This is a genomic window from Protofrankia sp. Cr2 (assembly GCF_963555885.1).
Taxonomy (GTDB): Bacteria; Actinomycetota; Actinomycetes; order Frankiales; family Frankiaceae; genus Protofrankia.
On sequence record NZ_CAUVXG010000030.1, the window covers coordinates 1 to 22611 of the forward strand.

The following is a 22611-nucleotide window of genomic DNA, read 5'->3' on the forward strand; positions in this document are numbered from 1 at the left end:
CGCGGCCGGCGCGGTCGAGGCGGTGTTCTGCGTCCTGGCGCTGCGCGACCGCACGGTGCCGGCCACCCGCAACCTCGACGCGCTCGACGACGAGATCGATCTGGATGTGGTGGCCATCGACAACCGGGCCATCCCGACCGGTGCGGCGTTGTCGAACTCGTTCGGTTTCGGCGGGCACGACGTCTGCCTCGCCTTCACACCCTGACCCTTCACACCCTGACGTGGTCGCCCATGCGGATCTGAGCCCGACGATGTGAGGTCCGCACGGAGATCCGATGAGCCTCCGACCACGAACAGGGGAGTCGTCTCCTTTGTACCGCCGGAGAACCTATGATCTCAAGGAGACAAAAGGTGAGTCTCTCCACGCTCGAACGCATTGACCCGCGTGCCCCATCGACCCGACTGACCCAGTTCTTCGATCCTGATTCATTTGAACCCTTCGCCACAGCGGACGACTCCGGGGTGCTGGCTGGAAAGGGCACCGTCGACGGGAACCCGGTCGTCGCATTTGCTACGGACGCAACCATCCAGGGCGGGGCGATGGGCCGTGACGGCTGCGCTCGGATCGTCCACGCCATCGAGGCCGCGGTGCGCCTCGACACCCCGGTGGTGGGAATCTGGCATTCCGGCGGTGCTCGGCTCCGGGAGGGCGTTGCGTCCCTCGACGGTGTCGGACGCGTCTTCGCGGCCACCGTCCGGGCATCCGGACGGATTCCGCAGCTGTCCCTGGTGCTGGGTGCCGCCGCAGGTGGCGCGGCATACGGCCCGGCACTGACCGACATCGTCATCATGGGCCCGGATGCCAAGATCTTCGTTACCGGTCCAGACGTCGTCCGCACGGTGACCGGTGAGGAGTGCACCGCCGACAGTCTGGGTGGACCCGATGTGCACGCGCGCCGCAGTGGGGTGGTCGCGATCACCTGTGACTCCGACGGGGCTGCGGTCGCCGACACCCGGCGGCTGTGCGCGCTACTTTCCGACCAGGGTGAATTCGGACCGGTTCAGGATCGTGACCTCGCCAACCTCCTGCCGGAGTCAGCCCGTCGCGCGTACGACGTACGCCCGCTGGTAGCCGGTGTCCTCGACGACGACGTGCTTGAGCTCCATCCCAAGTGGGCACCGAACATCGTCACCGCGCTCGGTCGGCTCGGCGGCCGCACGGTCGGCGTGGTCGCCAACAACCCGCTGCGTCGCGGCGGCTGCCTCGACGCGACGTCCGCCGAAAAGGCATCACGTTTCGTGCGCATGTGCGACTCGTTCGGAGTACCGCTGGTCGTGCTGGTCGATGTTCCGGGGTACCTCCCGGGTGTCGGCCAGGAGTGGGAAGGCGTAGTCCGGCGCGGCGCGAAACTGCTCTATGCGTTCTCCGAATGCACCGTGCCCCGCGTCACCGTCGTCACCCGAAAGGCCTACGGCGGCGCCTACATCGCGATGAACGCCCGTTGTCTGGGCGCGAGCGCCGTGTACGCATGGCCTACCGCCGAGGTCGCGGTCATGGGCGCCGAGGCCGCCGTGGGAATCCTGCACCGGCGCACGCTGGCGGAGGTTCCGGTTCAGCGTCGTCCGACCGTGCTTGCCGAGCTCACCGCTGAGCACACGCGCATGGTCGGCGGGATCGACCGGGCCGTGGAGCTGGGAGTGGTGGACGCCGTGGTGGAGCCCGCCGCCACCCGCACGGTCATCGCCGAAACCCTCGCCGGGGCGCCGGCCGGCCGTGGAGTCCACGGCAACATCCCTCTGTAGGACCACGCGCCGTCGTTCGGGCCGCCCAGCCGGGACGACGGCGCGGCGACCACCGGCACGCCCGACGAGATAGTTAGCTGAGGTGAAATAACTAAACGGGCACGACGGTTGTCCCTTGTGAAGCCCTCACTCGTGACGACCGGAAGGAACGATGACCGCGCTGCGCGACGCCACGACCGTCAACCCGCCCCGGCAGGAACCACGACGCGACGGCGCACTGCGCGCGCTGTCCGTGCCGAACTACCGCCGCTACCTGAGCGGACAGGTCGTGTCGCTGGTCGGGACCTGGATGCAGATGATCGCGCAGGGTTGGCTGGCGCTTTCGCTCGGGGCGTCCGGGACGGTGCTCGGGCTCGTCACGGCCGCGCAGTTCCTGCCGGTCCTGCTGTTCGGCGCCTACGGCGGGCTGCTGGCCGACCGGGCCGACAAGCGGCGTCTGTTGATCTATACCCAGGTTGCGTCCGGGCTGTTGGCCGCCAGCCTCGCCGTTGCGGACATGACCGGTGTCGTCCGGTTGTGGATGGTGGCACTCATCGCGGCCGGCCTGGGCACCGTGAACGCGGTGGACAACCCGACCCGGCAGAGTTTCGTCCACGAGATGGTCGGCCCGGACACGGTGGCCAACGCCGTATCCCTGCAGTCGGTGGCGGTGAACGCGGCCAGAGCGGTGGGGCCGGGGATCGCCGGCGTGCTCATCGCCGTCGCCGGCACCGGCGTCTGTTTCATGGTCAACGCCGCGTCCTACCTGGCCGCCATCGTCGCCCTGATCCGGATCGACCCGGGTGCCCTTCGCCGGCGCGACCCGCTGCCCCGGGCCCGCGGCCAGATCCGCGAGGGCCTGGCATACGCGTTACGGACCCCGGCGCTGCGGGTTCCGCTGGTCATGATGGCGGTCATCGGCACCCTCGCCTACGAGTTCGCCGTCGTGCTTCCGCTGTTGGGCCGCGAGGTGTTCCACGGCGGCGCCGGCACCTACGGGCTGCTCACCGCGGCGATGGGCATCGGCGCGGTGGCGGGCGGCCTGATCGTCGCCAGACGAGGCCGGGCGACGCCGCGCGCCCTGGTCGGCGCTGCCGCCGGTTTCGGCATCGTTATCCTGGCGGCCTCGGTCGCGCCGGAGGTCCATCTCGCCGCCGTGGCGATGATGCTGGTGGGCGCCGGCAGCGTGGCGTTCCTGTCCATCGGGAACGCCACCTTGCAACTCGCCTCCGCGCCCCACATGCGTGGCCGGATCATGGCCTTGTGGGCCGTGGCCTTCCTGGGCAGCACGCCTGTCGGGGGTCCCACCGTCGGATGGATCAGCGAAGAGCTCGGTGCCCGGGCGGGACTGGCGACCGGCGGACTGGCCGCCCTCCTCGCGGCCGGGTACGGCGCGCGCCAGCTACTCCGTCCCGCCGGCCAGGCCGGTCAGGCCGGCCCCGCCGAGGACGCCGCCTTGCCGAGGTCGGGTAGCCGCAGCTGCTCGCTGGGGTGACCCCGGTGCGCCTGGACGGCCCTGAGGTGGTACTCCTCCGCCAAGTCAAGAAAGTCGGGCTCATGGTAGCGGCGGCCGTCCAGGGTGGGGCCGCGCGTGCCCTCCATGATTGCTTCGACGTCCTCGCCGGTGATGGTCTTGTTCGTCTCCAGTGCGTGGGTCACCGCGAGAACCTCCCGGCGGTTGTCCGACAGGATGACCTCTGTCCGCTGATAGAGCTCCTGGAGCTTGGCCTCGACCTCGTCGACGAACCCGCCGCTGGTGTACGCCGGACTGCCGTCAAAGGCAGCGGCCAGCGCGGGACGGGACGTCAGGGTGCTGCCCATCGCATGTCGCCCGATGCTGCGGGCGACCAGCTCGGTGGCCGCGTGCAGGTCTGCGCCCACGCCCTGGGTGTGGTCACCGTCGAAGAACATCCGCTCGCCCACGATGGCGGCCAGGAAGGTCATCACGTCGATCTCGACCTCGGACCGCCAGTCGACGAACCTGTCCTCCAACGGCACTGGAGCCACGAACCCGCCGGTGTCCCCACGGCGCTCGATGCTCGCCATGTCGATGACCATGTGCTTCTGCAACCGGTACATGACCACCGCATGGCACGCCTCGTGCAGGGCGATGCTGTGGCGCTCCCGCTCCACGTACTCGTGGTCGTCGGGCAGACCGTGTTCCTTGATGGACTTGGCGCGCAGCAGATCCGGCCAGGTAACCACCTCACGGCCAGCTTTGATCGCCTGGATGAGCGCCTCGTTGACCATGTCCTTGATGCTCGCTCCGGTGGCGTATGGGCTCATCACGGCGAGCCGTTCGACCTGATCGGCGCTCACCTCGTGGCGGACCTTCTCCAGGTAGCCGTTGAAGGTCCGTACCCGGCCCTCCTTGCTCGGGTAGCCGACCTTGTAGATGCGGTCGATCCGACCGGGGCGCAGCAACGCCTCGTCCAACGCCTGCGGCATGTTCGTCGCCATCATGACCATGATCCGGTACTTCGGCGGCGGCTTCGGGCGCATGCCCAGGGCACGCCGCACGATCCGGTTGAGGAAGCCACGCGGCTTGGTCAGACCCGACATCTCGGTGAGCAGCGCCTGCAGCGTTCCGTCGAAACCGGACTGGCCACCACCACCACCGCCGGGAACCACGAAGCGGGCCTTAGTGGTCAACGCCCGGCGTGCCGAGGTGCTCGCGTACGTCATCCCGTTACACGGGTCACCGGGGTCGATCAGACCGATCCGGTCACCGACTGCGCCACCCGCCGATGTCGAGCGGCCGACGACATCGCCGGCGAGCTGGCCACGGTTACCCAGAGTGTCAGCCTCGTCAAAGAACACGATCACGCCGCCGTACCGCAGGGAGAGTTTGCGCAACTTGCGGAAGAGACCCTTGACCTTCATCACGCCGACGCCGAAGAACATGGCCCGAAACGCGCCTGGGTCGACGAAGACATAGGGCTTTCCGGTCTCACCTGCGACCGCCTCCGCGATCAGTGTCTTGCCGGTACCGGGTGGACCCCACAGCAGGATGCCACCGGGTACGTAGCCGCCCCGGTTTTCGATCTCGTGCGGCTTCTCCAGGTAGAAGACCGCCTCCTTGACCCTGGACAGGACGTGATCCTGGCCCCAGACGTCGGTGAACCGGGTCTTGATGTCCTCGGGGAAGTACACGTCCACGCCGCCGCGGGAGAGGAACCAGAACAGCAGCGCGAACTGCCCGATCGTGATACCCATGATCAATACGATCTGCACCACGAACGGGGCGGCGTGCCAGCTGTCGCCGGGGAGACCGATGATCGCGTGGAAGACGGAATCGTGCTTGATCCGGGCGTAGACGAAAGCGAAGATCGCGACGACCGCCGCCCACTTCAGTGCGCGGCTGATGCGGTAGCGGTTCCAGTCGTCGAGCTGGAGCAGGCGGCGCTCGAACCGGCCGAAGACCCTGTCGGTCCAGAAGAGGTAGTACTCCGAGGACCGCTCACCGATCAACATGTGGACCTGGCGAACCGTCTCGATCCCGATCAGTGCCAGCAGCCACCAGCTCGACGACGCCTGCTCACGCACGGCGTCGGTCCAGGTCATGATCGGGTTGTCCGCCGTGGCAGCGGCCACCACGAACACGAACAGCGCACCCAGCAGAACCAGGAACTTCACCCTGTCCCACAGCACCAGCGGCTTGCGCACCGGCGGGGCCGGCTGCGGTGGCGGGGACGCGGCAGGTCCGAACGGGGATGGCTGCGCCGGCTGGGCCTGATTCATGATCATTACCTCAGGTGATCGGCTTGATCGTGAACGATGTCTGAACCTTCTGGATCTCGGCGCGATGCCGGTCATAGCACCATGACGAACAGGCGAATACAAGCTGGTACAACCTGGTCTGATCGCGGTCCAGCAGGCTCGTCTGGTCAACGTTGACCAGACCCGTGCCCAGGTGGAGCTGGTAGACCAGATGGACGCCGTGGACACCACCCTCCTGGTGGACGAGATCGTCCACCAGGAGGAGGAATTCCGGAGCAAGCCGGGCCCGCTGCGGGTTCTGCCGAACCGCCTCCTCCTGCGCCCGTATCTCCTGGTCGATGGAGACAAGCTGGTTGCGCAGGTCATTGGTGGACAACGTGGCCGCCTCCTCCGGCAGAAGCTGGCGGACCTGCACGAATCCCTTGGGGTCGGCCGCGTCCGGAAGCAGGAGGTTCTTGTCGTCGAATCTCGACGCGGCATCGATCCCCACGACCCACTCGCGGCTGGCGAGCGTCCGAGCGGCTTCCGGACTGAGGTTGCGGGCGTCGATACCGACGAACGCGGGTCCGGCCATCGGCTGATGCTGCCACGAACTCGGGATCTTGAGAAACGTTCCGGCGTCCCTGTTCGTCACATACTGATAACGAGCCGAGCCGCAGCCGACAAGGAGAACGAGGGCCGTCAGGAGCGCCGAAACCGCCGACGCGACGCATCCCCGTAGCCTGCTGGTGCTCCCGCCCACGGCCAACCTCCAGAAGCTAGTGAGGCTGTGCCCATGGTGCAGCACAGCCCCCGGGGTGGCACCTTCACCGAGACGACCACGCCCATGCCATAGAATCGACCGGGCCGGTTCTACGCCGCAAGATCTGCAGGTGGCACGGGATACCCGAGAAAGAAGCCCTGCCCCTCGTCACAGCCGAGGTCACGAAGAAGGCTGCAGACCTCGTCCGACTCGATGCCCTCGGCAACCACCCGAAGATCAAGATTGTGCGCAAGATCAATGATGGACCGCACGATCGAGAAATCCCTGGGGCGACGCGCCACGTTCAGCACGAACGATTTATCGATCTTGAGGTCGTGCACCGGAAGATCGCGCAGGTAGGCGAGGGACGAGTACCCGGTCCCGAAATCATCCACGGAGATCCGGATTCCCGCGCGGCGCAACTGGGTGATGACGTTCATCGCGTTGCGGGTGTTCAGCATCACGGCACTCTCGGTGAGCTCGAGCTCGAGCGCCTGTGAGGGCATGCCGGTCCGGTCCAGCTCCGCCTGCACCGTCGAGATCAACTCTGCGTCGTGCAACATCCGAGCCGAGACGTTCACCGCCACGGGCAGTAGCCGACCCGCGTCCCACCATGATCGAGCCTGATCCAGGGCGAGCATGAGGACCCGGCGGGTCAACGGCCTGACCAGGTTGCTCTGTTCGGCGAACGGGACGAAACGCCCCGGTTCGACCAGACCGTGCGACGGGTGCTGCCAGCGGACCAGTGCCTCGACCGCGGTGGTCCGCCCGGTCCGCAGGTCGACCTTGGGCTGGTAGTGCAGGACCAGCTGGCCGCCCGCGATCGCCGAGCGCAGGCCGCCGAGCAGTTCAAGGCGCTCGCGGCGGTTCTGGTCGGCATCGGGGGCGTACACCGCGACCCCGACGCAGAGCTGCTTGGCCCGGTACATGGCCACGTCGGCACACCGCACCAGGGTTCCCGGATCGCTCCCGTCACCAGGCGCGATCGCGATCCCGATACTTCCGTCCACGCTCAGCGGAAGCGTGCCGACATCGATACGCTCGGCCAGGGCAGCCCGCACACCGCTCGCGACGGCAAGGGCGTCAGCGGCTCCCCGCGGCGCCGACGGCAGCAGGATCGCGAACTCGTCCCCACCGAGGCGGGCGACCGTCGCGGCCGGACCGGTAGCGCGCCGTAGCCGTGCTGCCACCTCGCGGAGCACATCGTCACCGGCGCCGTGACCCAGCGTGTCGTTGATCTCTTTGAACCGATCAAGGTCCATCAACAGCAGGGCCAGCGCACCGCCGTCGACCTCGACCGCGCGCAGCGCCTGTGAAATCCGGTCGTGCAGCAGGACCCGGTTCGCCAGACCGGTCAGCGGGTCGTGCCGGGCCTGGTGGCGGACCTCACGCTCGGCCGTATCCCGCTCGAGCGCGGCTGCCAGCACGTTGGCGACGGACTGGACGAAAGCCACCTCATCCGGAGCGAACTCCCGTCGGTACGGCGCGTACGCGACCAACACGGCGTGGCTGCGGCCAGCCGCGCCGATACGGGCTGCAACACCGTGGAAAGCAGCCCCACGCTCGATGACCGTAGGACCATCCGACGCCAACGCGACCGGTATGATCGCCGCCATCGGATGTGCCGGATCGGTCGGGTTGTCCCCTCCGGTCGGCGCCAGCACCTCGCAGCCGGGCAGATCCAGGGTGACGCGGACCAACCGGGCAGCCTCGGCGAGCAGGTCCGCGGCGGCCAGCCCACCGAGGGCACGCTGACCGAGCTGGGCGACGGCCGACTGCAGCCGTTCCGCCCGCCGCAGGTCCGTGACATCCTGCAGCACAACGGCCATCAGCTCCCGGCGCCCGTCCACCTGCGGGATCACCGAGACCCGTAACGCCCGCGCACCGCCGGGCCCGGCTCGACCGCGCACCCCCGTGTCGGGGTCCGGGCCCGGGTCTGCCTCGAGGTCGGTTCGGCCGACGAGGTTGACGTCGCCGTGCTGCGGCCGGCCGGTCCGCGCCGCCGCGGCGATCAGCCCCCACTCGCCGTCCAACGCGGCTCCCTGGCCGCTGGGCCGCAGCAGGATCCCCAGCCGGTCCAGTGGCTCGCCGACCCGTAGCCGCTCACCGAGCAGGCGATCGACGACCTGCGACGTCCGACGCAGACCGAGCGCGCGCTCGTAGACCAGGACACCGACGGGAAGCTCGGCGCCCGGCACTCCCCCGGAAACGAGCTCCAACAGCGCAGTGTGTTCACCGACCGTCTCAGCATCAGTCCGGTCACGGGTCACATCGATGATCGTCCCCGAGTTGCCCGATATCTCACCGTCCGGTGTCCGCAGCACGTTGGCACGGATCTCGACGTGGCGGTAGGCACCGCCGCGGGTCCGGTAACGGGTCACATGCCGGCAATGATCAGAACCGCCGGCCACCACCGCCATGAACAGTGCGACCGTGTGGTCGTACTCATCCGGGTGGACGTAGTCGAGAAAGTGACTCCCCAGCGACGCGACGACGTCGAAGCCGGTCACCGTTGTCCATGCGCGGTTGAGATACGTCCAGCGTCCCTCGGCGTCGGTCTGGAAGACGATCTCCGTGAGGGTGTCCAGGATGCCCTGACCGGGACCATCCGATGCAACCGGTCCGGTGATGGCGTGCTGGTGCTCCGCGCGCAGCGGCAGCGTCACCGCAACCGGATTGTGACCTTGAAGGGACATAGCGCAGCATTATCATGACTCTTCGCCCGGCTGTAAATGCTTTGAGTGATAGTAGGACTACCATGCAAGCCCATGGGACGGCTACGCACCGCAGTCATCACACTCCTGGCAGCTAGCTCGCTGCTGGCCGGGATACCTGGGCGGGCCACCGCAGAGCCCGCGGGACATCGATTTCCCCCACCGTGCGCAACCGGGTCACCGAGATGCGTACAGGAAACGTTGATAACGATGCGTAACCAGCTTCGACCACTAGAGGACCACTGCGACCATCGGGTGATCTTCTCCCTCGCCTATCTGCGCACGACCGAGGCATTCCGCGACGCGGCCGCGGTCGAAGATTTCTTCGCCGATCCCGGGTGGGTCAACGCCGAGGACGCGCTGTTCGCCCGGTACTACTTCCGGGCATTCGACCAGTGGTCGGCGGGCCGCCCGAGAGACGTGCCGCCAGCCTGGCGGGTGGCGTTCACCGCGGCAGCCACCACAACGCTCTCAGGCGCCGGTGATCTGCTGCTCGGCATGAACGCCCATGTCACCCGCGATCTGCCGTTCGTCCTCGCCGAGCTGGGTTTGGCCGGTCCCGACGGACGCAGTCACAAGGGCGACCATGACCGTGTCAACGAGATCCTGGCGCGGGTGATGGATCCGTTGCTGACGGAGGAGGCAGCCCGCTTCGACCCGCACCTGAATGACGGGACGCTCCGCTACGGTCTCGGCCGCGACGACCTGATCGGGATGTTGGTGGCATGGCGGGAACACGCCTGGCACGACGCCGAACGCCTGGTAGCAGCCAGGGGCACCGACGAGTACGCCGTCGTCGTGCACACGATCGAGACCAGCGCCGATATCCGCGCACGGTTGCTGCGGGTACTGCTCACCGACGAACAGCCGGCGACGACGCCGGTCCCCCGGGACGTCTGGTGCGCCCGACCATAGGGGAAGCGGGCGGACGAGATATAGGGCACACTCGATTGGGTGGGACATTACCGACACGGCCGAAAGGTTCCGGCGTTGCCGCCCGCGCAGCGCAACGCGATCGGAGCGGTCACCATTATGATCGTCTTCACGATGGTCGCCCTGACCACCTGGCGACCGGCGTTGTTCGCCGTGCCGGCGCTCGTGGTGATCGCCGGGCTCGCCGGTCTGGACCAGTCGATCGTCACCTCCTCAGATCGCACCCGAGGAGGGACACCGGTCGGCGACGTCCATGCCGGGGACGTCGATGGCGGGGACGTCCATGCCGGGGACGCCACCGATGCCGCGGCGACCACCCTTGCCCTCCCGCGCCTACGGTCGGTTAATCCCCGCGCCGCGGTACCCAGCCGCAACCATGCGCCGGACGACGCGGATGTGTTGTCCTGGTCGACCCTGGACGACGCCGGACTGGACGACCCGCTCGCGGTCCACACGATGGCGATCGACATGCGGGCACTGCTGGAGGACGGACCGGTATGGGTACGCTGACCGCCTGTTTCAGAGCGCGCCGGCCGCGTCGACCACCCAGTCATCACATGCGCTCACGGACCCATTCTGGCCCACAGCCGCGCCCGTTCCAGGTCTGCCGGTTCGTCGCAATCCAGGGTGGTACGCCCGTCGGCGGGTAGTGCCAGCACCCGCTGGCCCGCCAACACCGACCGCAACGACACTCCGGCCGGCGCCGCCGGGAGGCACGCACGCAGCGCGGACGTCCGCCACACCCCGGTCAGGTACTGGTGCCGGCCGGTTGGATCAACCAGGAGCGCGCCCCACGGAGGATCATCGCCGGTCCGGCCGGCACCGGTGGCGTCCCGGCCGGCACCGCCCACGGCCCGCACGAGCGCGGCGACCGTCGCGGCGGTGAGAAACGGAAGATCGGCCGCGAGCACGGCGACCAGGGGTGCGCACACCAGCTCCAGACCGGCGGCGAGCGCGGCGACCGGTCCCCCGCCCGGCGGTCGCTCACGGGTCCACACCACCGGGCGTGTCACCGCGACCCGGCGCGCCGGTCCGACCACGATCACTTCACGCGCGCCGTCCACGGCCGCGAGAACACGATCCAGCAAGGTCTGGCCGTCGACGGTCAACGCGGGTTTGTCCACACCGCCGAGGCGGCGGGCCGTTCCGCCGGCGAGCACCAGCGCGTCCCAGCTCATCCGCCGATCGCCGACATCGGTCGCCAGGGCTGGGCAAAGGCGGGGTCGTCGATACCGTGCCCGGCGCGCTTGCCGCGGACCGCAGCCGCCCACAGCTGCGCGAGTTGCGCGTCGTCGGCCCCGGCCCGCATCGGCGTACGCAGGTCGGTCTCCTCGCGGGCGAACAGGCACGAGCGAACCTGCCCGTCAGCGGTAAGACGAACCCGGTCGCAGGCGGCGCAGAACGGTGCGGTCACCGAGCCGATCACGCCGACCGTGCCGGGTCCGCCGTCCACGGCGAACAACTCGGCCGGCGCACTGCCGCGACCGGGCAATGCCGTGACGGTGAACTCCGACCGCAGCCGGGCGAGGATCTCCGCCCCGGTGACCATCACCCCACGGTCCCAGCTGTGCTGAGGGTCCAGCGGCATCTGCTCGATGAAGCGCAGGGCGTAGCCCCGCTCCAGGCACCATCGCAGCAGGGCAGGAGCCTCGTCGTCGTTGACGTCCCGCAGGAGCACCGCATTGACCTTCACCGGTCCCAGCCCGGCCGCGGCCGCGGCCGCCAAGCCCGCGCACGCGTCCGCGAGCCGGTTCCGATGAGTAATCGCCACGTAGCGGTCGGCCCGCAATGTGTCAAGAGAGACGTTCACCCGTTCCATGCCGGCGGCGCGCAGCGCAACGGCAAGGCGGGTCAGCGATGTGCCGTTGGTGGTCATGGACACATGGGGACACGGATGCAACGCCACCAACCGGGCGACAAGGCCGGCCAGACCCGGCCGGACCGTGGGCTCACCGCCAGTCAGTCTGACCTCGGTCACCCCAAGTCGGGTGACCGCTATCCGAACGAGACGGACGACCTCCTCGTCGGTCAGAGTCTCCTCCCCCGGCAACCACGCCAGGCCTTCGGCGGGCATGCAGTAGGTGCACCGCAGATTACAGCGGTCGGTCAACGAAACCCGCAGATCGGTGGCGACCCGACCGAAGGTGTCCCACAATGCCACCTTCCCAGCTTAGAGCGCCCGGCAATAGGGGACGCGGCGTGACGCGAGAAGATCGGGCCGGGATACCGGTGTCACACCCCGATGGGCCGGCGAGGCGTGCGGATCTATGGTGGAGTGGGCTCGGGTCGGCGGCAACGGGAGGGCACAGGCGAAATGCAGGTCTTCGGTGTCGACATCGGTGGTACCGGCATCAAGGGTGCGCCCGTCTACATCGACGAAGGGACACTCGCCGCCCCCCGCATCCGGATCCCGACGCCGCAGCCGTCACAACCGGGCGCCATCGCCAAGACCGTCGCGGACGTGGTGGCCCACTTCGGCTGGACGGGTCCGGTCGGAGCCACCTTTCCCGCTGTAGTCAAGGACGGGATTGCCAAGACCGCGGCGAACGTCGACCCGAGCTGGGTGGACACCGACCTGGCGGCCACCCTCGGAGCGGTCCTACCAGGCGGGGTAACGGTGATCAACGATGCCGACGCCGCCGGAATCGCCGAGATGACCTTCGGTGCCGGTCGCGACGTCGGCGGTGTCGTCCTCATGACGACCTTCGGAACCGGTATCGGCACAGCGCTGTTCCTTCATGGCCAGCTCCTTGCGAACACCGAGTTCGGCCATCTTGAGATCGGTGGACGGGAGGCGGAGACGTCGGCCTCCGAGGCAGCCCGCGAACGCGAAGATCTTTCCTGGGAGAAGTGGGCGAAGCGGGTCAGCCGCTATCTGAGCGCGCTCGAAGCGCTGCTGTGGCCCGATCTCATCATCATCGGCGGCGGCGCGAGCCGAAAGGCGGATCGCTTTCTCGATCGTCTCGACGTCCGCACGAAGGTGGTCCCCGCCCAGTTGCAGAACGATGCCGGAATCGTCGGGGCCGCGCTGTTCGCCGCGGGCGATCAGACCCGTCCCAAGGTGCCGGCGAGGGCACCGCGCCGCCGGCCACCGGCCACCCGACCCCCCGGTGGCCGCCGTCCCTGACCACCCAGAACGGGCTGCGCGCGGTGTCGGCGGGAGGCCGACAGAGCGTGTCGGCTCCCGGGGTGAGACACCACCGGTGTGTCGATGGCAAGCTGTGGTGGTAAGCATGAGCGGCCGGCTCGAGAATCCGGACACTCACCGTTACCAAACGTGCCATGGCGGGCTCGGACGACGCCGATGAGGAGGCGCCATGCGTGAGCTGCGAGCGGTCGCGCTCAGCGAGGACGGCGGCTACCTCGTGCTCGCCGATACCGTGAGCGGACCCGACGCGGAGAAATTCCGGGTACCGGTTGACGACCGGTTGCGAGCGGCGCTGCGCGGGGCGCGACGCAGTGAGGTACGCCAGGAGAGCGCCCTGACCCCACGGGAGATCCAGGCGCGCCTGCGAGCTGGTGAGACGACCGCCGAGGTCGCGCGGGTAGCGGGCATTCCGGTCGAGCGGGTGGAGCGCTACGAGGGACCGGTGCTGGCCGAGCGGGCCCGGGTGGTACAGGAGGCGCGCGCGGCGCTGCTACCCAAGGACCCTGGTGGCGCCCCGGGCCGGCCGCTGGGCGAGGTTGTAGACGCCCGGCTGATGGCCGCGCAGGACGACCCCGACGGCGCACAGTGGGACGCCTGGCGCCGGGTGGACGGGATCTGGCTGGTACAGCTGACCTCGGAGAGCCGGTGCGCGCGCTGGACCTGGGATCCGGTGGTGCGTCGGGTGCGCCCGCACGATGATGCCGCCCGGGCGTTGGTGACTCCTGAGGTACCGGTTGAACCCACCGCACCGCTGTTGCCCACACCGCTGCCCACACAGACCGGCGCCACCCGGCCGCCCGGTCCCGCGCTGACCCTTGTGCAGGAGCCGGCTGCTGCGCCGGTTGCGCCGGTTGCTCATCCGCCGGTCGCGGTGCCGCCGCCCACGCAGGTCCAGCCTGCGGCGGCACGGGGGCGGACGCACGGCGTGTCCCGGCCCGCCGCCCGCGGCGAGGCGCCCGCACGCACCCCGACTCCCGCGGCCACCCCGGCCCCACCGGCCGCGCTGGTCCGATCCGTGCAGCCCCAACGACGCGAACCCGCTGCGCCCGTGGCGGAGGTGCGCGGCGTCCGGCCGGTACCGGTCGCACCGAGCGTGCCGGTCATCCCGGTGACCGTGCCTGCCCCGGCGCCCGAAGCGATCGTGGCGGATCCAGGCGGACCTGATCCGGCGGTGGCCGATCCCACGGGATCCGGTCTGGCGGAGTCCGCACCGCAGCCACCTTCCACCCCGGAGGCAGCGGCCGACATCGACGACGACGCCGGACAGTCGTCGCCTGGGACCCGGGGGCGTCAGAGTGCTCCCGGTCGTCCGGCTGACCGGGGCGCCGGCGGTCGCCGCGGCCGCAAGTCCGTGCCGGCCTGGGACGATATCGTCTTCGGCGCCCGGCGCCCGTAGCGAGGTGTCCCGTCGCCACCTGCGGGCTTTCCGGGGTGCTGCGAGCAGCCGCGACTGTAGCCGCCGACGTCGGTCATTCGTCAAGGCATCCGTGAGGGAACCGTCACACCGACGGCGCGGAACCAAATCCCGACGAAGACTGTTGAAGATGGTGTGACTGGAACCACTACCAAACCGACGCTGACCAACCTCGACCGGTGCGACCGGTGCGGCGCGCAGGCGTATGTGCGGGTCGTGCTTCCCGGTGGCGGCGAACTGCTGTTCTGCCGACACCACGCCAAGTCCCACGACTCCAAGCTACGGGCCCTGGCTGCTGAATACCATGACGAAACCGACAAACTGACCATTTCCCCCTGAACCTTCGTCTCCTACAGTGCGTCAGCGGCCGGACCTGCCAGATCGGCTTTCACCGATCCGGCAGGAACCCCGATATGGCGCCCCTCGTCGGCGGGTAAAAAGGGCCACCTTCCGCCGAGCTTGAGCGTGTCCCCCATCCCAGGGCCGTACCGTGGGTCGCGTGCCAACGGCGAACAGAGCGCTACCCGCGGGGCCACCGGCCCGGCCGCCGAAGGCGGTGGCCACCTCGCGCGCACTGGTGTCCATGCGTGTTGTCACTCTCGCCCGTCAGACCGTCGCGGGGGCGTGGCGCGATCGCGTCCTCGGGCTCGCGGCCGAGGCGGGCTTCTGGCAGTTGCTGTCCCTTCCGCCCCTGCTGCTGGCGGTCCTCGGCACGATCGGGTACATCGGGGATGCACTCGGTGCCGATGCCGTCGACAGCGTTCGTCAGAGCCTGCTGGCCGGGGCGAACGACCTGCTGACGCCCGCGGTCGTCGACGACGTGGTCCGCCCGACGATCAACGAGATCCTCACCCACGGACGCCCGGACGTGATCTCGATCGGTTTCCTGCTGTCGTTATGGACCGGATCGTCGGCGATGGCCACCTACGTCAACACGATCACGATCGCCTCCGGACAGCGTGAGCTGCGCTCAGCGGTACGCAGCCGGCTGCTGGCGCTGCGGCTCTACCTCGCGCAGGTGGCCAGTGGGGTGATCCTCCTGCCGGCGCTCGTCCTCGGGCCGGGTCTGATCTCCCGGATACTCGACGCGGAACACCACGACGTCGTGGGCTGGCTGTTGAAGATCCTGTTCTGGCCGGTGGTCGCCGTGTTCTCACTTGCGATGCTCGCGTCCCTCTACCACCTGGCCCTGCCGTCCAGACGGCCGTGGCGGCGCGCGCTGCCCGGGGCGCTGCTGGCCATGGTGGTCTGGAATGTCGGCAGCTACCTGCTACGTCTCTACCTGGAAACCGTGTTCGGCCATGAGCTGATCTACGGTTCGGTGGCAGCGCCGGTCGCGGCGCTTCTCTTTTTCTATATCACCGCGCTCGCGGTCCTGCTCGGCGCCGAACTCAACGCCGCCATCGACGGGATGACCAAGGCCGTGGTGGCGCCCGGCGAATCCCCGCCGTCATCGTCTGCAGGCATCGGCGTCGCCCCTGCACGCTCCCACTCGCACTCCCGGTGGCGCGGCCGCGTTCAGCAGGTACCCGACGTTCAGCAGGTACCCGACGTTCAGCAGGTACCCGACGTTCAGCAGGTACCCGACGTTCAGCAGGTACCCGACGTTCAGTAGGTACACGAACTGACCGGTGGCGCTACCGCGGGCGTGGTGGCGGCGGCAGGGACCGCTGCAGCCACCAGGACGACGGCCGACGCGGCGGACGCGGACGGCTGCGGACCGCTCAGACCGGCCACGAACGACGCGAGTTTGTCGGGATCGGTGACAAGCACCGACTGGCCGCTGATCTTGCCGGGCGATGTCGGAACGGTCGCCAGACGCACGCCGCCGGTCCCGACACCGCGCAGCCGGACCGCGAGCGGCGCCAGGTCCGACAGCGACGTGGCGTCATCGACACTGACGGCCGAGGTGACCGCGTTCATCAGCGAGCCGAGCCGGACAGGATTGGTCAACGTGCTGGTCGACGTCGCCGCCCGAAAGATCACGCCGATGAACTGCTGCTGGCGGCGGATCCGGTCGAGGTCCGCTTCGGGCAGACCGTATCGCTGCCGGACGAAGGCCAGGGCCTGCTCGCCGTTGAGCGAGTTGTCGCCCACCTGGCCGTGCCAACCCGACATCTTGTCGTCGAGGTTGCTCCTGCTCCCGTTGGGCAGCGGCTTCACGCACACGGTCACCCCGCCCAGCGCATCGGTCATCCGCTGGAAACCGATGAAGTCGATCTGGAGGTAGTGATCGATGCGTATCTTCGTCAGGCCCTCGATGGTGCGTATCAGCAGGGACGGTCCGCCCAGGGCGAAGGCTGCGTTGAGCTTCGACTTTCCCCCGGTGTGGTTGTGTCCCGCGGCATCGGTGTAGGCGGGGATCGTCACCCACAGGTCCCGCGGAAACGAGGCGAGCGTGGTGGAACCGTTCGCGTCCAGATGCGCCAGGATCGTGGTGTCCGACCGTTGACCGTCGACCTCGCCGAACTCGCCGGCGGTCCCGGCGCGACTGTCCGACCCGACCAGGAGGATGTTCTGGGTGTCCCCACCCGGGTCGGCCGGCCGCCGGTCGGCGGCAGGGAAGCGCAGTGGGACGCGGGTGACCTTACCGTCGTAATAACGCAGGGCCAGCCAACCGCCGGCGGAGACGACCAACAGCAGGAGTGAGAGAAGCCCCGCGACAACGGTGACCAGGCGACGCCCGGTGGACGTCGCATCGCGGCCGTGCGGCCGTTCCACCGTGGCACGTTGGCCCTGGCCGTCCGGCGGCCACGTCATGGTCATGTCCCCTCGCCCACCGCACCATCGTGGCACCTACGCCAATCCTGTGGACGTTCCGCGGCCGAGGAGAAGTTCCCCGGCGCAGCTGTCGCGTCCGCGACAGCTGCGATCATCGGTGACCGTTGAACTCCGCCCGGATGGCCGGGCCGTCCGCGTCGAGTTCGGGAGCGGGCGGCCGGATCGAGGGATCCGGCCAATAGGGCATCTTCACCGGATTGCCAGGCAACGGCAGGCCCCCGGCTTCCACCACCATGTGCCGAAAACCGGCCTGGTCCGAGGAGACCGCTTCGGCGACGTCGTTGATGAGGCCACACGGTACGCCCGCCTCGTGCAGAATCGCGAGCCATTGCGCGGCTGGCCGGGTGCGTAGCGTGTCTTCCGCTTCGCGTTTGAACGACTCCCGGCCGGCCAGCCGGGTGCCGTTGGTGGCGAAGCGGGGGTCGGTCCCGAGATCTGCACGATCCAGCGCCCGACACAACCGGGCGAACAGCCCGTCGTTTGCCGCGCAGATCACAATACTCCGGTCCGCGCACGCGAACGTGTCGAAGGGTGCGATCGAGTAATGTGCGTTGCCTATGCGTGGCGGGGTTGTGCCGGTGGCGAGATAGGACAACGCGGCACCTTCGAGCAACGACAGTGTGGCATCGAACATGGCGATGTCGATATAGGTGCCGCGTCCGCTGGTGTTCCGTCCGTGCAGTGCGGCCCCGATGGCGCCGAAGGCGTACATCCCGGCGACGAGGTCTGCGATCGGGACTCCCGGCTTCACCGGTTCACCGTCGGGCGAACCGGTGATCGACATAATGCCGGCGGCGGCCTGCACGACCGCGTCGTAGGCGGGTCGGCTTCGCCAGGGGCCGGTCTGCCCAAAACCCGAGATGCTCACGTAAACCAACCGAGGATTGCGCTGCGACATCGCGGTCCAGCCGAGACCGAGCCGGTCCATCACGCCGGGCCGGAAGTTCTCGACCAGCACATCGGCCCGGTCGATGATGGACAGTAACGTCGCGTGATCGTCCGGATCCTTCAGATCGAGCGCAACCGACTCTTTGCCACGGTTCACCCGGGCGAAGTACAGCGACCGATCGTCCATGAACGGACCGTAGGATCGGGAGTCATCTCCGTGGTCAGGCCGTTCCACCTTGATGACCCGGGCGCCGAGGTCGGCAAGCATCAACGTGGAGAACGGCCCGGCCAATACCCGCGTGAGATCGACGACAAGAAGACCATCCATAGGACCCGGCGGCACGGACACTCCTGCGACGCTACCCGTACCGGGCGCCACAGCCTACCGTTGGAACTATGAGTACGCACTCGGGCGGAACCCCGCCTTCCTCCGACAGATCCACATTGCTTACCGTCGCGGATAGTCGAACCCCGGTCCCGGGCAGTACGGTCGCGGCTGGCAGCACGTCAACCGTCCCATCATCCCCGGCCAGCACCGAAGGAGAAGCCGGTGGGGAGGGACAGGCCAGTCACGATCACCAGCCACCGGCTGCCTTCCGTCGATTCATGGCCGGCGGATGGGCCCCGCTGCCCACGATGACGCCGTCGCGTGATGACGTCGCGCCATACACGGCCAAGCGACGTGCCCTGCTGGGCACGCGTTTCCCGGCCGAAACACTGGTGATACCCAGCGGCGGGCTCCGGGTGCGTGCGAACGACACAGATTATCCGTTCCGACCGGGAAGCGACTTTTTCTGGCTGACCGGCTGTCATGAGCCCGACGCAGTGGTGATTCTCCGGCCAAGCTCGGCCGGCGACCACGAAGCCGTGCTGTATGTCGCGGACCGGTCGGATCGTTCATCCTCGGCCTTCTACACCGACCGGCGTTACGGCGAACTGTGGGTCGGTCCGCGCCCGGGGATCCGGGAGAGATCGGCGGCCTTCGAAATCGAGTGCCGGCCGCTGCACGAACTGACCGACGCGCTGGCACGGCTGTCCCCGGCGACGACCCGGATCGTGCGGGGCATGGACACCACGGTGGACCGCCAGGTCCTGTGTTACTCCCCCGCCGGCGCGGAGAGATCCGCGCCGGGCGCGGTCAGGCCGCCCGACCGGGACCTGGAACTGGCGCAGGCCCTCGCCGAGCTGCGGCTGGTCAAGGACGACTACGAGACCGCGATGCTGGAGAACGCGGTCGCGGCCACCGTGCTCGGCTTTTCCGAATGTGTACGTGAGTTGGACCACGCGATGAGCCTGCCCAACGGCGAACGGTGGCTGGAAGGCACGTTCTGGCGCCGGGCGAGGGTCGACGGCAACGACGTCGGGTACGGATCGATCGTTGCCTGCGGCCACCACGCAACCGTCCTGCACTGGGTCCGTGACGACGGGCCGGTGCGGCCTGGGGACCTCGCCCTGCTGGACATGGGCGTGGAGTCCCGCTCGCTTTACACCGCCGACATCACACGCACCCTGCCCGTGGACGGACATTTCAGCGAGGTGCAGCGTCAGGTGTACGACGTGGTCCATGCGGCCCAGCAGGCGGGAATCGCCGCGGTGCGACCGGGCGCAAAGTTCGGTGACCCGCACCGAGCGGCAATGCGGGTGATAGCCGAGGCGCTACACGACTGGGGCCTGCTTCCGGTGAGCGTTGATGAGTCGCTGGCAGAAGACCCGCAAGCCCCGAACGCCGGCATGCATCGCAGGTATACCCTGCACTCAACGTCACATATGTTGGGACTCGACGTCCACGACTGCGCACAGGCCCGTGACGAGACCTACCGCGACGGCCCGCTCGTAGCCGGGATGGTGCTGACCGTCGAGCCGGGCCTGTACTTCCAGCCCGATGACATTACGGTGCCCCCCGAGCTGCGCGGGATCGGCATCCGGATTGAGGATGACATTTTCGTCACGAACGACGGCCACCGCAACCTGTCCGAGGCTCTTCCGCGCGACGCTGCGGCGGTGGAAACCTGGATGGCCGAGCATCGGACCTGAGCCACACATGACCTGGGCGACAGGATGTCGACTTCTCAACCTGTCGCCCAGGAAACAGCGGTTGCCACATACCCCCATATGGGACGCAAGTGGTACCAACCAGAGGTCCGACCTCCGTATGCCGGTACCACCGCGGCAGAACCCCACCGCTCCATGGGCCGCTGCTCGGTCGCACCGCGTCCCTTGTGGCCTCCGGTCACGCGAAATAGAGCTATGATCGCGCGGCCTTTGGCCAGCTGGACGAATGCGACCGAGAGCCACTCAGTGAGCCTTGTCGTACGCCTCGACGATGTTGGATGCGATACGACCGCGGTCACTGACCGTGTAACCGTTCGAGCGCGCCCACTCACGAATGTCGGCAGTACGGTCTGTACCCCCGGTACGGCGAGAAGCGCCACGCGGGCCACGCCGGGCGGCAGTTGCCCGGCCACCGGACCGACGCGCCGCTCCAACGAACGGAGCCAACGACTCACGCAGCTTGGTGGCGTTCTTCTCGGACAGATCGATCTCGTACGAAGCGCCGTCCAGTCCGAACCGAACAGTCTCATCAGCCTCGTGTCCATCGAGATCGTCAATCAACGACACGATGGTCTTCTGCGCCATGCCACTCTCCTTCAGGTCAGCGAACCCAGGAACTCTCGGGACTATTATTACCACGTCATCAGGAAGAACTGTAACGGCTGGTTCGGACACGCGCGACTGGCATCGCCCACGGACATGCTCTGCGCGGCGTCATGGACGCCACACAAGAGGCATCGGGTTGACGTGAGTCACGTCAACCCAAAGGAGCGGGTGCCACCGTCGGGATAAATTTTGATCATGCGTTGTCGCCGAATCGCGACTTCCGATCCGAAACGCCGGTCGTCGGCACAGACAAGGATGTCACGGTCCGGAAGGCAGAGTGAGCACCACGCAACGCCATCAAGGATCCGCGCCGGCGAATGTCTTACACCACGAACGGGCCGCGGCTGGGCTCATCCGATTCACAGTCTGGTAGAGCGGGGAGAGCGTCGAGAGCGGGGAGCACGATGGATGAGCGGACATGGATCGTCGATGCCGCAAATGTGATAGGAGCCCGCCCGGACGGATGGTGGCGCGACCGCGCGGGTGCCGCGTTACGCCTCCACCAAAGGCTGTCTGAACTCTGGCTGCCTGAGCTCCGGCTGTCTGAGCTCTACCCATGCGCGTCCGAGCTCGACCCGGATACGAGCCACCAGGGGACGCGCCACCGGGCTCCGCCCGCCCGGCTGGTCGTGGTGCTCGAAGGCGTGGCCCGAGCCGGGGTTCCCGCGGGACCGGATCCCACCATCGCCCGGCTTGTGGTCGTCCACGCGGCCGGCTCGGGCGACGATGCCGTGGTCGACCAGATCCACCGACAGGTTGGTCCGGTTCTCGTCGTCACCGCCGACCGGGAGCTTCGCCGTAGGGCCGCTGCCGCGGGCGCGGCCAGCGCCGGGCCAGGGTGGCTGTGGGCCCTGCTGGACGACGCCCGTTCCCGCTGATTCCAGAGAAACTGCAGCCTGCGGGCGCGCGATCTGACGATCCTCGCGCGCCCTTTGGCCCTCTAGGCCAGGCGGATCAGACTCGGGCGCCCCGCGGCCGGGCCGGGGCCGGGGCCGACCTGCGTGCCGGACCGTCGAAGGCGGGCGCCAACCGCGCGGCGAACCGACCGCCACCGGCCACGACATCAAGGGGAATACCAAAACACGCAGAGAGCCCCGGCCCGGTCAGGACCGCCTCGACGTCCCCAGCCGCCACCACTTTGCCGGCACGCAGCAGCAGCGCGTGCGTGATGCCCGGCGGAATCTCCTCGACGTGGTGGCTGACTATGACCGTCACGGGCGAGCGGGGATCGGCGACCAACCGGGTGAGGCGTCTGAGTAGGGCCTCACGGGCGCCCAGATCGAGCCCAGCCGCCGGTTCGTCCAGCAGGAGTAGCTCGGGGTCCGTCATCAGCGCACGCGCGATCTGGACGCGTTTGCGCTCCCCTTCGGACAAAGTGCCGTATCGCCGCTCGAGAAGATTCCTGCACCCGACCTGGACGAGTAGCTCTCGCGCCCGGTCCAGGTCGTCGTCGCCGTACTTTTCCCCGGCGCGTCCGACCACGTTCCAGGCCGCGGTCATGACCACGTCGACAACACGTTCGCCCGCGGGCAGGACGTCAGCCACGGCGGAGCTCGTCAGACCCACGCGGCTGCGGACGTCGAAGACATCACGCTCGCCAAGCCGACTGCCGAGTAGGTCCACCGTTCCCCGAGTGGGGAAAATCCGACTCGCCGCCACCTGAAGCAGGGTTGTCTTCCCGGCGCCGTTCGGCCCGAGAATGACCCAGCGCTCACCGTCCGCGACCGTCCAGTGGATGTCGGAAAGCAGCGACGCACCATCCCGTACAACGGTTACCGCATCCAGGCGCAACACCACATCCGCCACGGACCTCACGTTACGCGACCCGTCACGGCACAGCGCAGACCGGGCCGCCGCGCCCCCATGGATGGTGACCCACCTCTCGGTGGAT

19 protein-coding genes and 1 pseudogene are annotated in these 22611 nt (G+C 68.4%); 11 read left to right on the forward strand and 9 right to left on the reverse strand.

Annotated elements, in window-relative coordinates; translation table 11 throughout:
* The 3 genes and pseudogenes from U9978_RS14625 to U9978_RS14635 form a co-directional block, all read left to right on the forward strand.
* Positions 1 to 205, forward strand: a pseudogene (locus U9978_RS14625) (beta-ketoacyl-ACP synthase); the annotation flags it as partial.
* A 146-nt stretch (positions 206 to 351) separates the two neighbouring features.
* Positions 352 to 1743 carry an acyl-CoA carboxylase subunit beta gene (locus tag U9978_RS14630; protein ID WP_322761674.1) on the forward strand — a complete coding sequence of 464 codons (1392 nt, stop codon included), beginning with the start codon at positions 352 to 354 and terminating at the stop codon, positions 1741 to 1743.
* Positions 1744 to 1894: 151 nt separating this feature from the next.
* Positions 1895 to 3217, forward strand: coding sequence for an MFS transporter (locus tag U9978_RS14635; RefSeq protein WP_322761675.1), 1323 nt, complete (start codon positions 1895 to 1897; stop codon positions 3215 to 3217).
* On the opposite strand, the gene U9978_RS14640 is transcribed toward U9978_RS14635, so the two are convergent.
* The 3 genes from U9978_RS14640 to U9978_RS14650 form a co-directional block, all read right to left on the reverse strand.
* Entirely contained in the window at positions 3151 to 5463 is a 2313-nt protein-coding gene (locus U9978_RS14640; protein ID WP_322761676.1) for an AAA family ATPase, read from the reverse strand. The two genes, U9978_RS14635 and U9978_RS14640, sit on opposite strands and share 67 nt — an antisense overlap.
* A gap of 10 nt (positions 5464 to 5473) precedes the next feature.
* Positions 5474 to 6184: a hypothetical protein gene (locus U9978_RS14645; protein WP_322761677.1), complete on the reverse strand. Its 711-nt coding sequence runs from the start codon at positions 6182 to 6184 to the stop codon at positions 5474 to 5476.
* Positions 6185 to 6294: 110 nt separating this feature from the next.
* Positions 6295 to 8880 (reverse strand): EAL and GGDEF domain-containing protein, encoded by a 2586-nt coding sequence (locus U9978_RS14650; RefSeq protein WP_322761678.1) that lies wholly within the window; start codon positions 8878 to 8880, stop codon positions 6295 to 6297.
* 219 nt (positions 8881 to 9099) lie between these two features.
* Between U9978_RS14650 and U9978_RS14655 the strand changes: the two genes are divergently transcribed.
* Entirely contained in the window at positions 9100 to 9813 is a 714-nt protein-coding gene (locus U9978_RS14655) for a DUF5995 family protein (protein ID WP_416210970.1), read from the forward strand.
* Between the two features lie 75 nt (positions 9814 to 9888).
* Positions 9889 to 10341 carry a hypothetical protein gene (locus tag U9978_RS14660; RefSeq protein WP_322761680.1) on the forward strand — a complete coding sequence of 151 codons (453 nt, stop codon included), beginning with the start codon at positions 9889 to 9891 and terminating at the stop codon, positions 10339 to 10341.
* A 53-nt stretch (positions 10342 to 10394) separates the two neighbouring features.
* On the opposite strand, the gene mobA is transcribed toward U9978_RS14660, so the two are convergent.
* A complete protein-coding gene (gene mobA, locus U9978_RS14665; protein WP_322761681.1) occupies positions 10395 to 11009 on the reverse strand; it encodes a molybdenum cofactor guanylyltransferase in 615 nt (204 codons plus the stop codon).
* Entirely contained in the window at positions 11006 to 11992 is a 987-nt protein-coding gene (gene moaA / locus U9978_RS14670) for a GTP 3',8-cyclase MoaA (protein WP_322761682.1), read from the reverse strand. Before moaA ends, mobA begins: the two co-directional genes overlap by 4 nt.
* 153 nt (positions 11993 to 12145) lie before the next feature.
* Here moaA and ppgK point away from each other — a divergent pair, with 153 nt between their 5' ends.
* The 4 genes from ppgK (at position 12146) to U9978_RS14690 (ending at position 16008) form a co-directional block, all read left to right on the forward strand.
* Positions 12146 to 12958, forward strand: coding sequence for a polyphosphate--glucose phosphotransferase (gene ppgK / locus U9978_RS14675; RefSeq protein WP_322761683.1), 813 nt, complete (start codon positions 12146 to 12148; stop codon positions 12956 to 12958).
* Positions 12959 to 13148: 190 nt separating this feature from the next.
* Complete coding sequence (gene sepH, locus U9978_RS14680) at positions 13149 to 14375, forward strand: septation protein SepH (RefSeq protein WP_322761684.1); 1227 nt, start codon at positions 13149 to 13151, stop codon at positions 14373 to 14375.
* A gap of 153 nt (positions 14376 to 14528) precedes the next feature.
* The gene (locus tag U9978_RS14685; protein WP_322761685.1) at positions 14529 to 14732 is read left to right on the forward strand and encodes a hypothetical protein; all 204 of its coding nucleotides are present in this window, start codon (positions 14529 to 14531) and stop codon (positions 14730 to 14732) included.
* Between the two features lie 160 nt (positions 14733 to 14892).
* Entirely contained in the window at positions 14893 to 16008 is a 1116-nt protein-coding gene (locus U9978_RS14690) for a YihY/virulence factor BrkB family protein (protein WP_416210971.1), read from the forward strand.
* Here U9978_RS14690 and U9978_RS14695 read toward each other — a convergent pair.
* Positions 16002 to 17159 (reverse strand): LCP family protein, encoded by a 1158-nt coding sequence (locus U9978_RS14695; protein WP_322761686.1) that lies wholly within the window; start codon positions 17157 to 17159, stop codon positions 16002 to 16004. The two genes, U9978_RS14690 and U9978_RS14695, sit on opposite strands and share 7 nt — an antisense overlap.
* 106 nt (positions 17160 to 17265) lie before the next feature.
* Entirely contained in the window at positions 17266 to 18390 is a 1125-nt protein-coding gene (locus U9978_RS14700; protein ID WP_416210973.1) for a CaiB/BaiF CoA transferase family protein, read from the reverse strand.
* Positions 18391 to 18668: 278 nt separating this feature from the next.
* Here U9978_RS14700 and U9978_RS14705 point away from each other — a divergent pair, with 278 nt between their 5' ends.
* Positions 18669 to 20096 (forward strand): aminopeptidase P family protein, encoded by a 1428-nt coding sequence (locus tag U9978_RS14705; protein WP_416210972.1) that lies wholly within the window; start codon positions 18669 to 18671, stop codon positions 20094 to 20096.
* 261 nt (positions 20097 to 20357) lie between these two features.
* Here the strand turns inward: U9978_RS14705 and U9978_RS14710 are convergent, their stop codons facing one another.
* A complete protein-coding gene (locus U9978_RS14710) occupies positions 20358 to 20699 on the reverse strand; it encodes an Lsr2 family protein (protein ID WP_322750006.1) in 342 nt (113 codons plus the stop codon).
* Between the two features lie 425 nt (positions 20700 to 21124).
* On the opposite strand from U9978_RS14710, the gene U9978_RS14715 reads away from it, so the two are divergent.
* Positions 21125 to 21598: a hypothetical protein gene (locus U9978_RS14715; RefSeq protein ID WP_322761689.1), complete on the forward strand. Its 474-nt coding sequence runs from the start codon at positions 21125 to 21127 to the stop codon at positions 21596 to 21598.
* 76 nt (positions 21599 to 21674) lie between these two features.
* Here U9978_RS14715 and U9978_RS14720 read toward each other — a convergent pair whose 3' ends face one another.
* On the reverse strand, positions 21675 to 22526 hold the full coding sequence (locus tag U9978_RS14720) for an ABC transporter ATP-binding protein (RefSeq protein WP_322761690.1): 852 nt from the start codon (positions 22524 to 22526) through the stop codon (positions 21675 to 21677).
* Between the last annotated feature and the right edge of the window lie 85 nt (positions 22527 to 22611).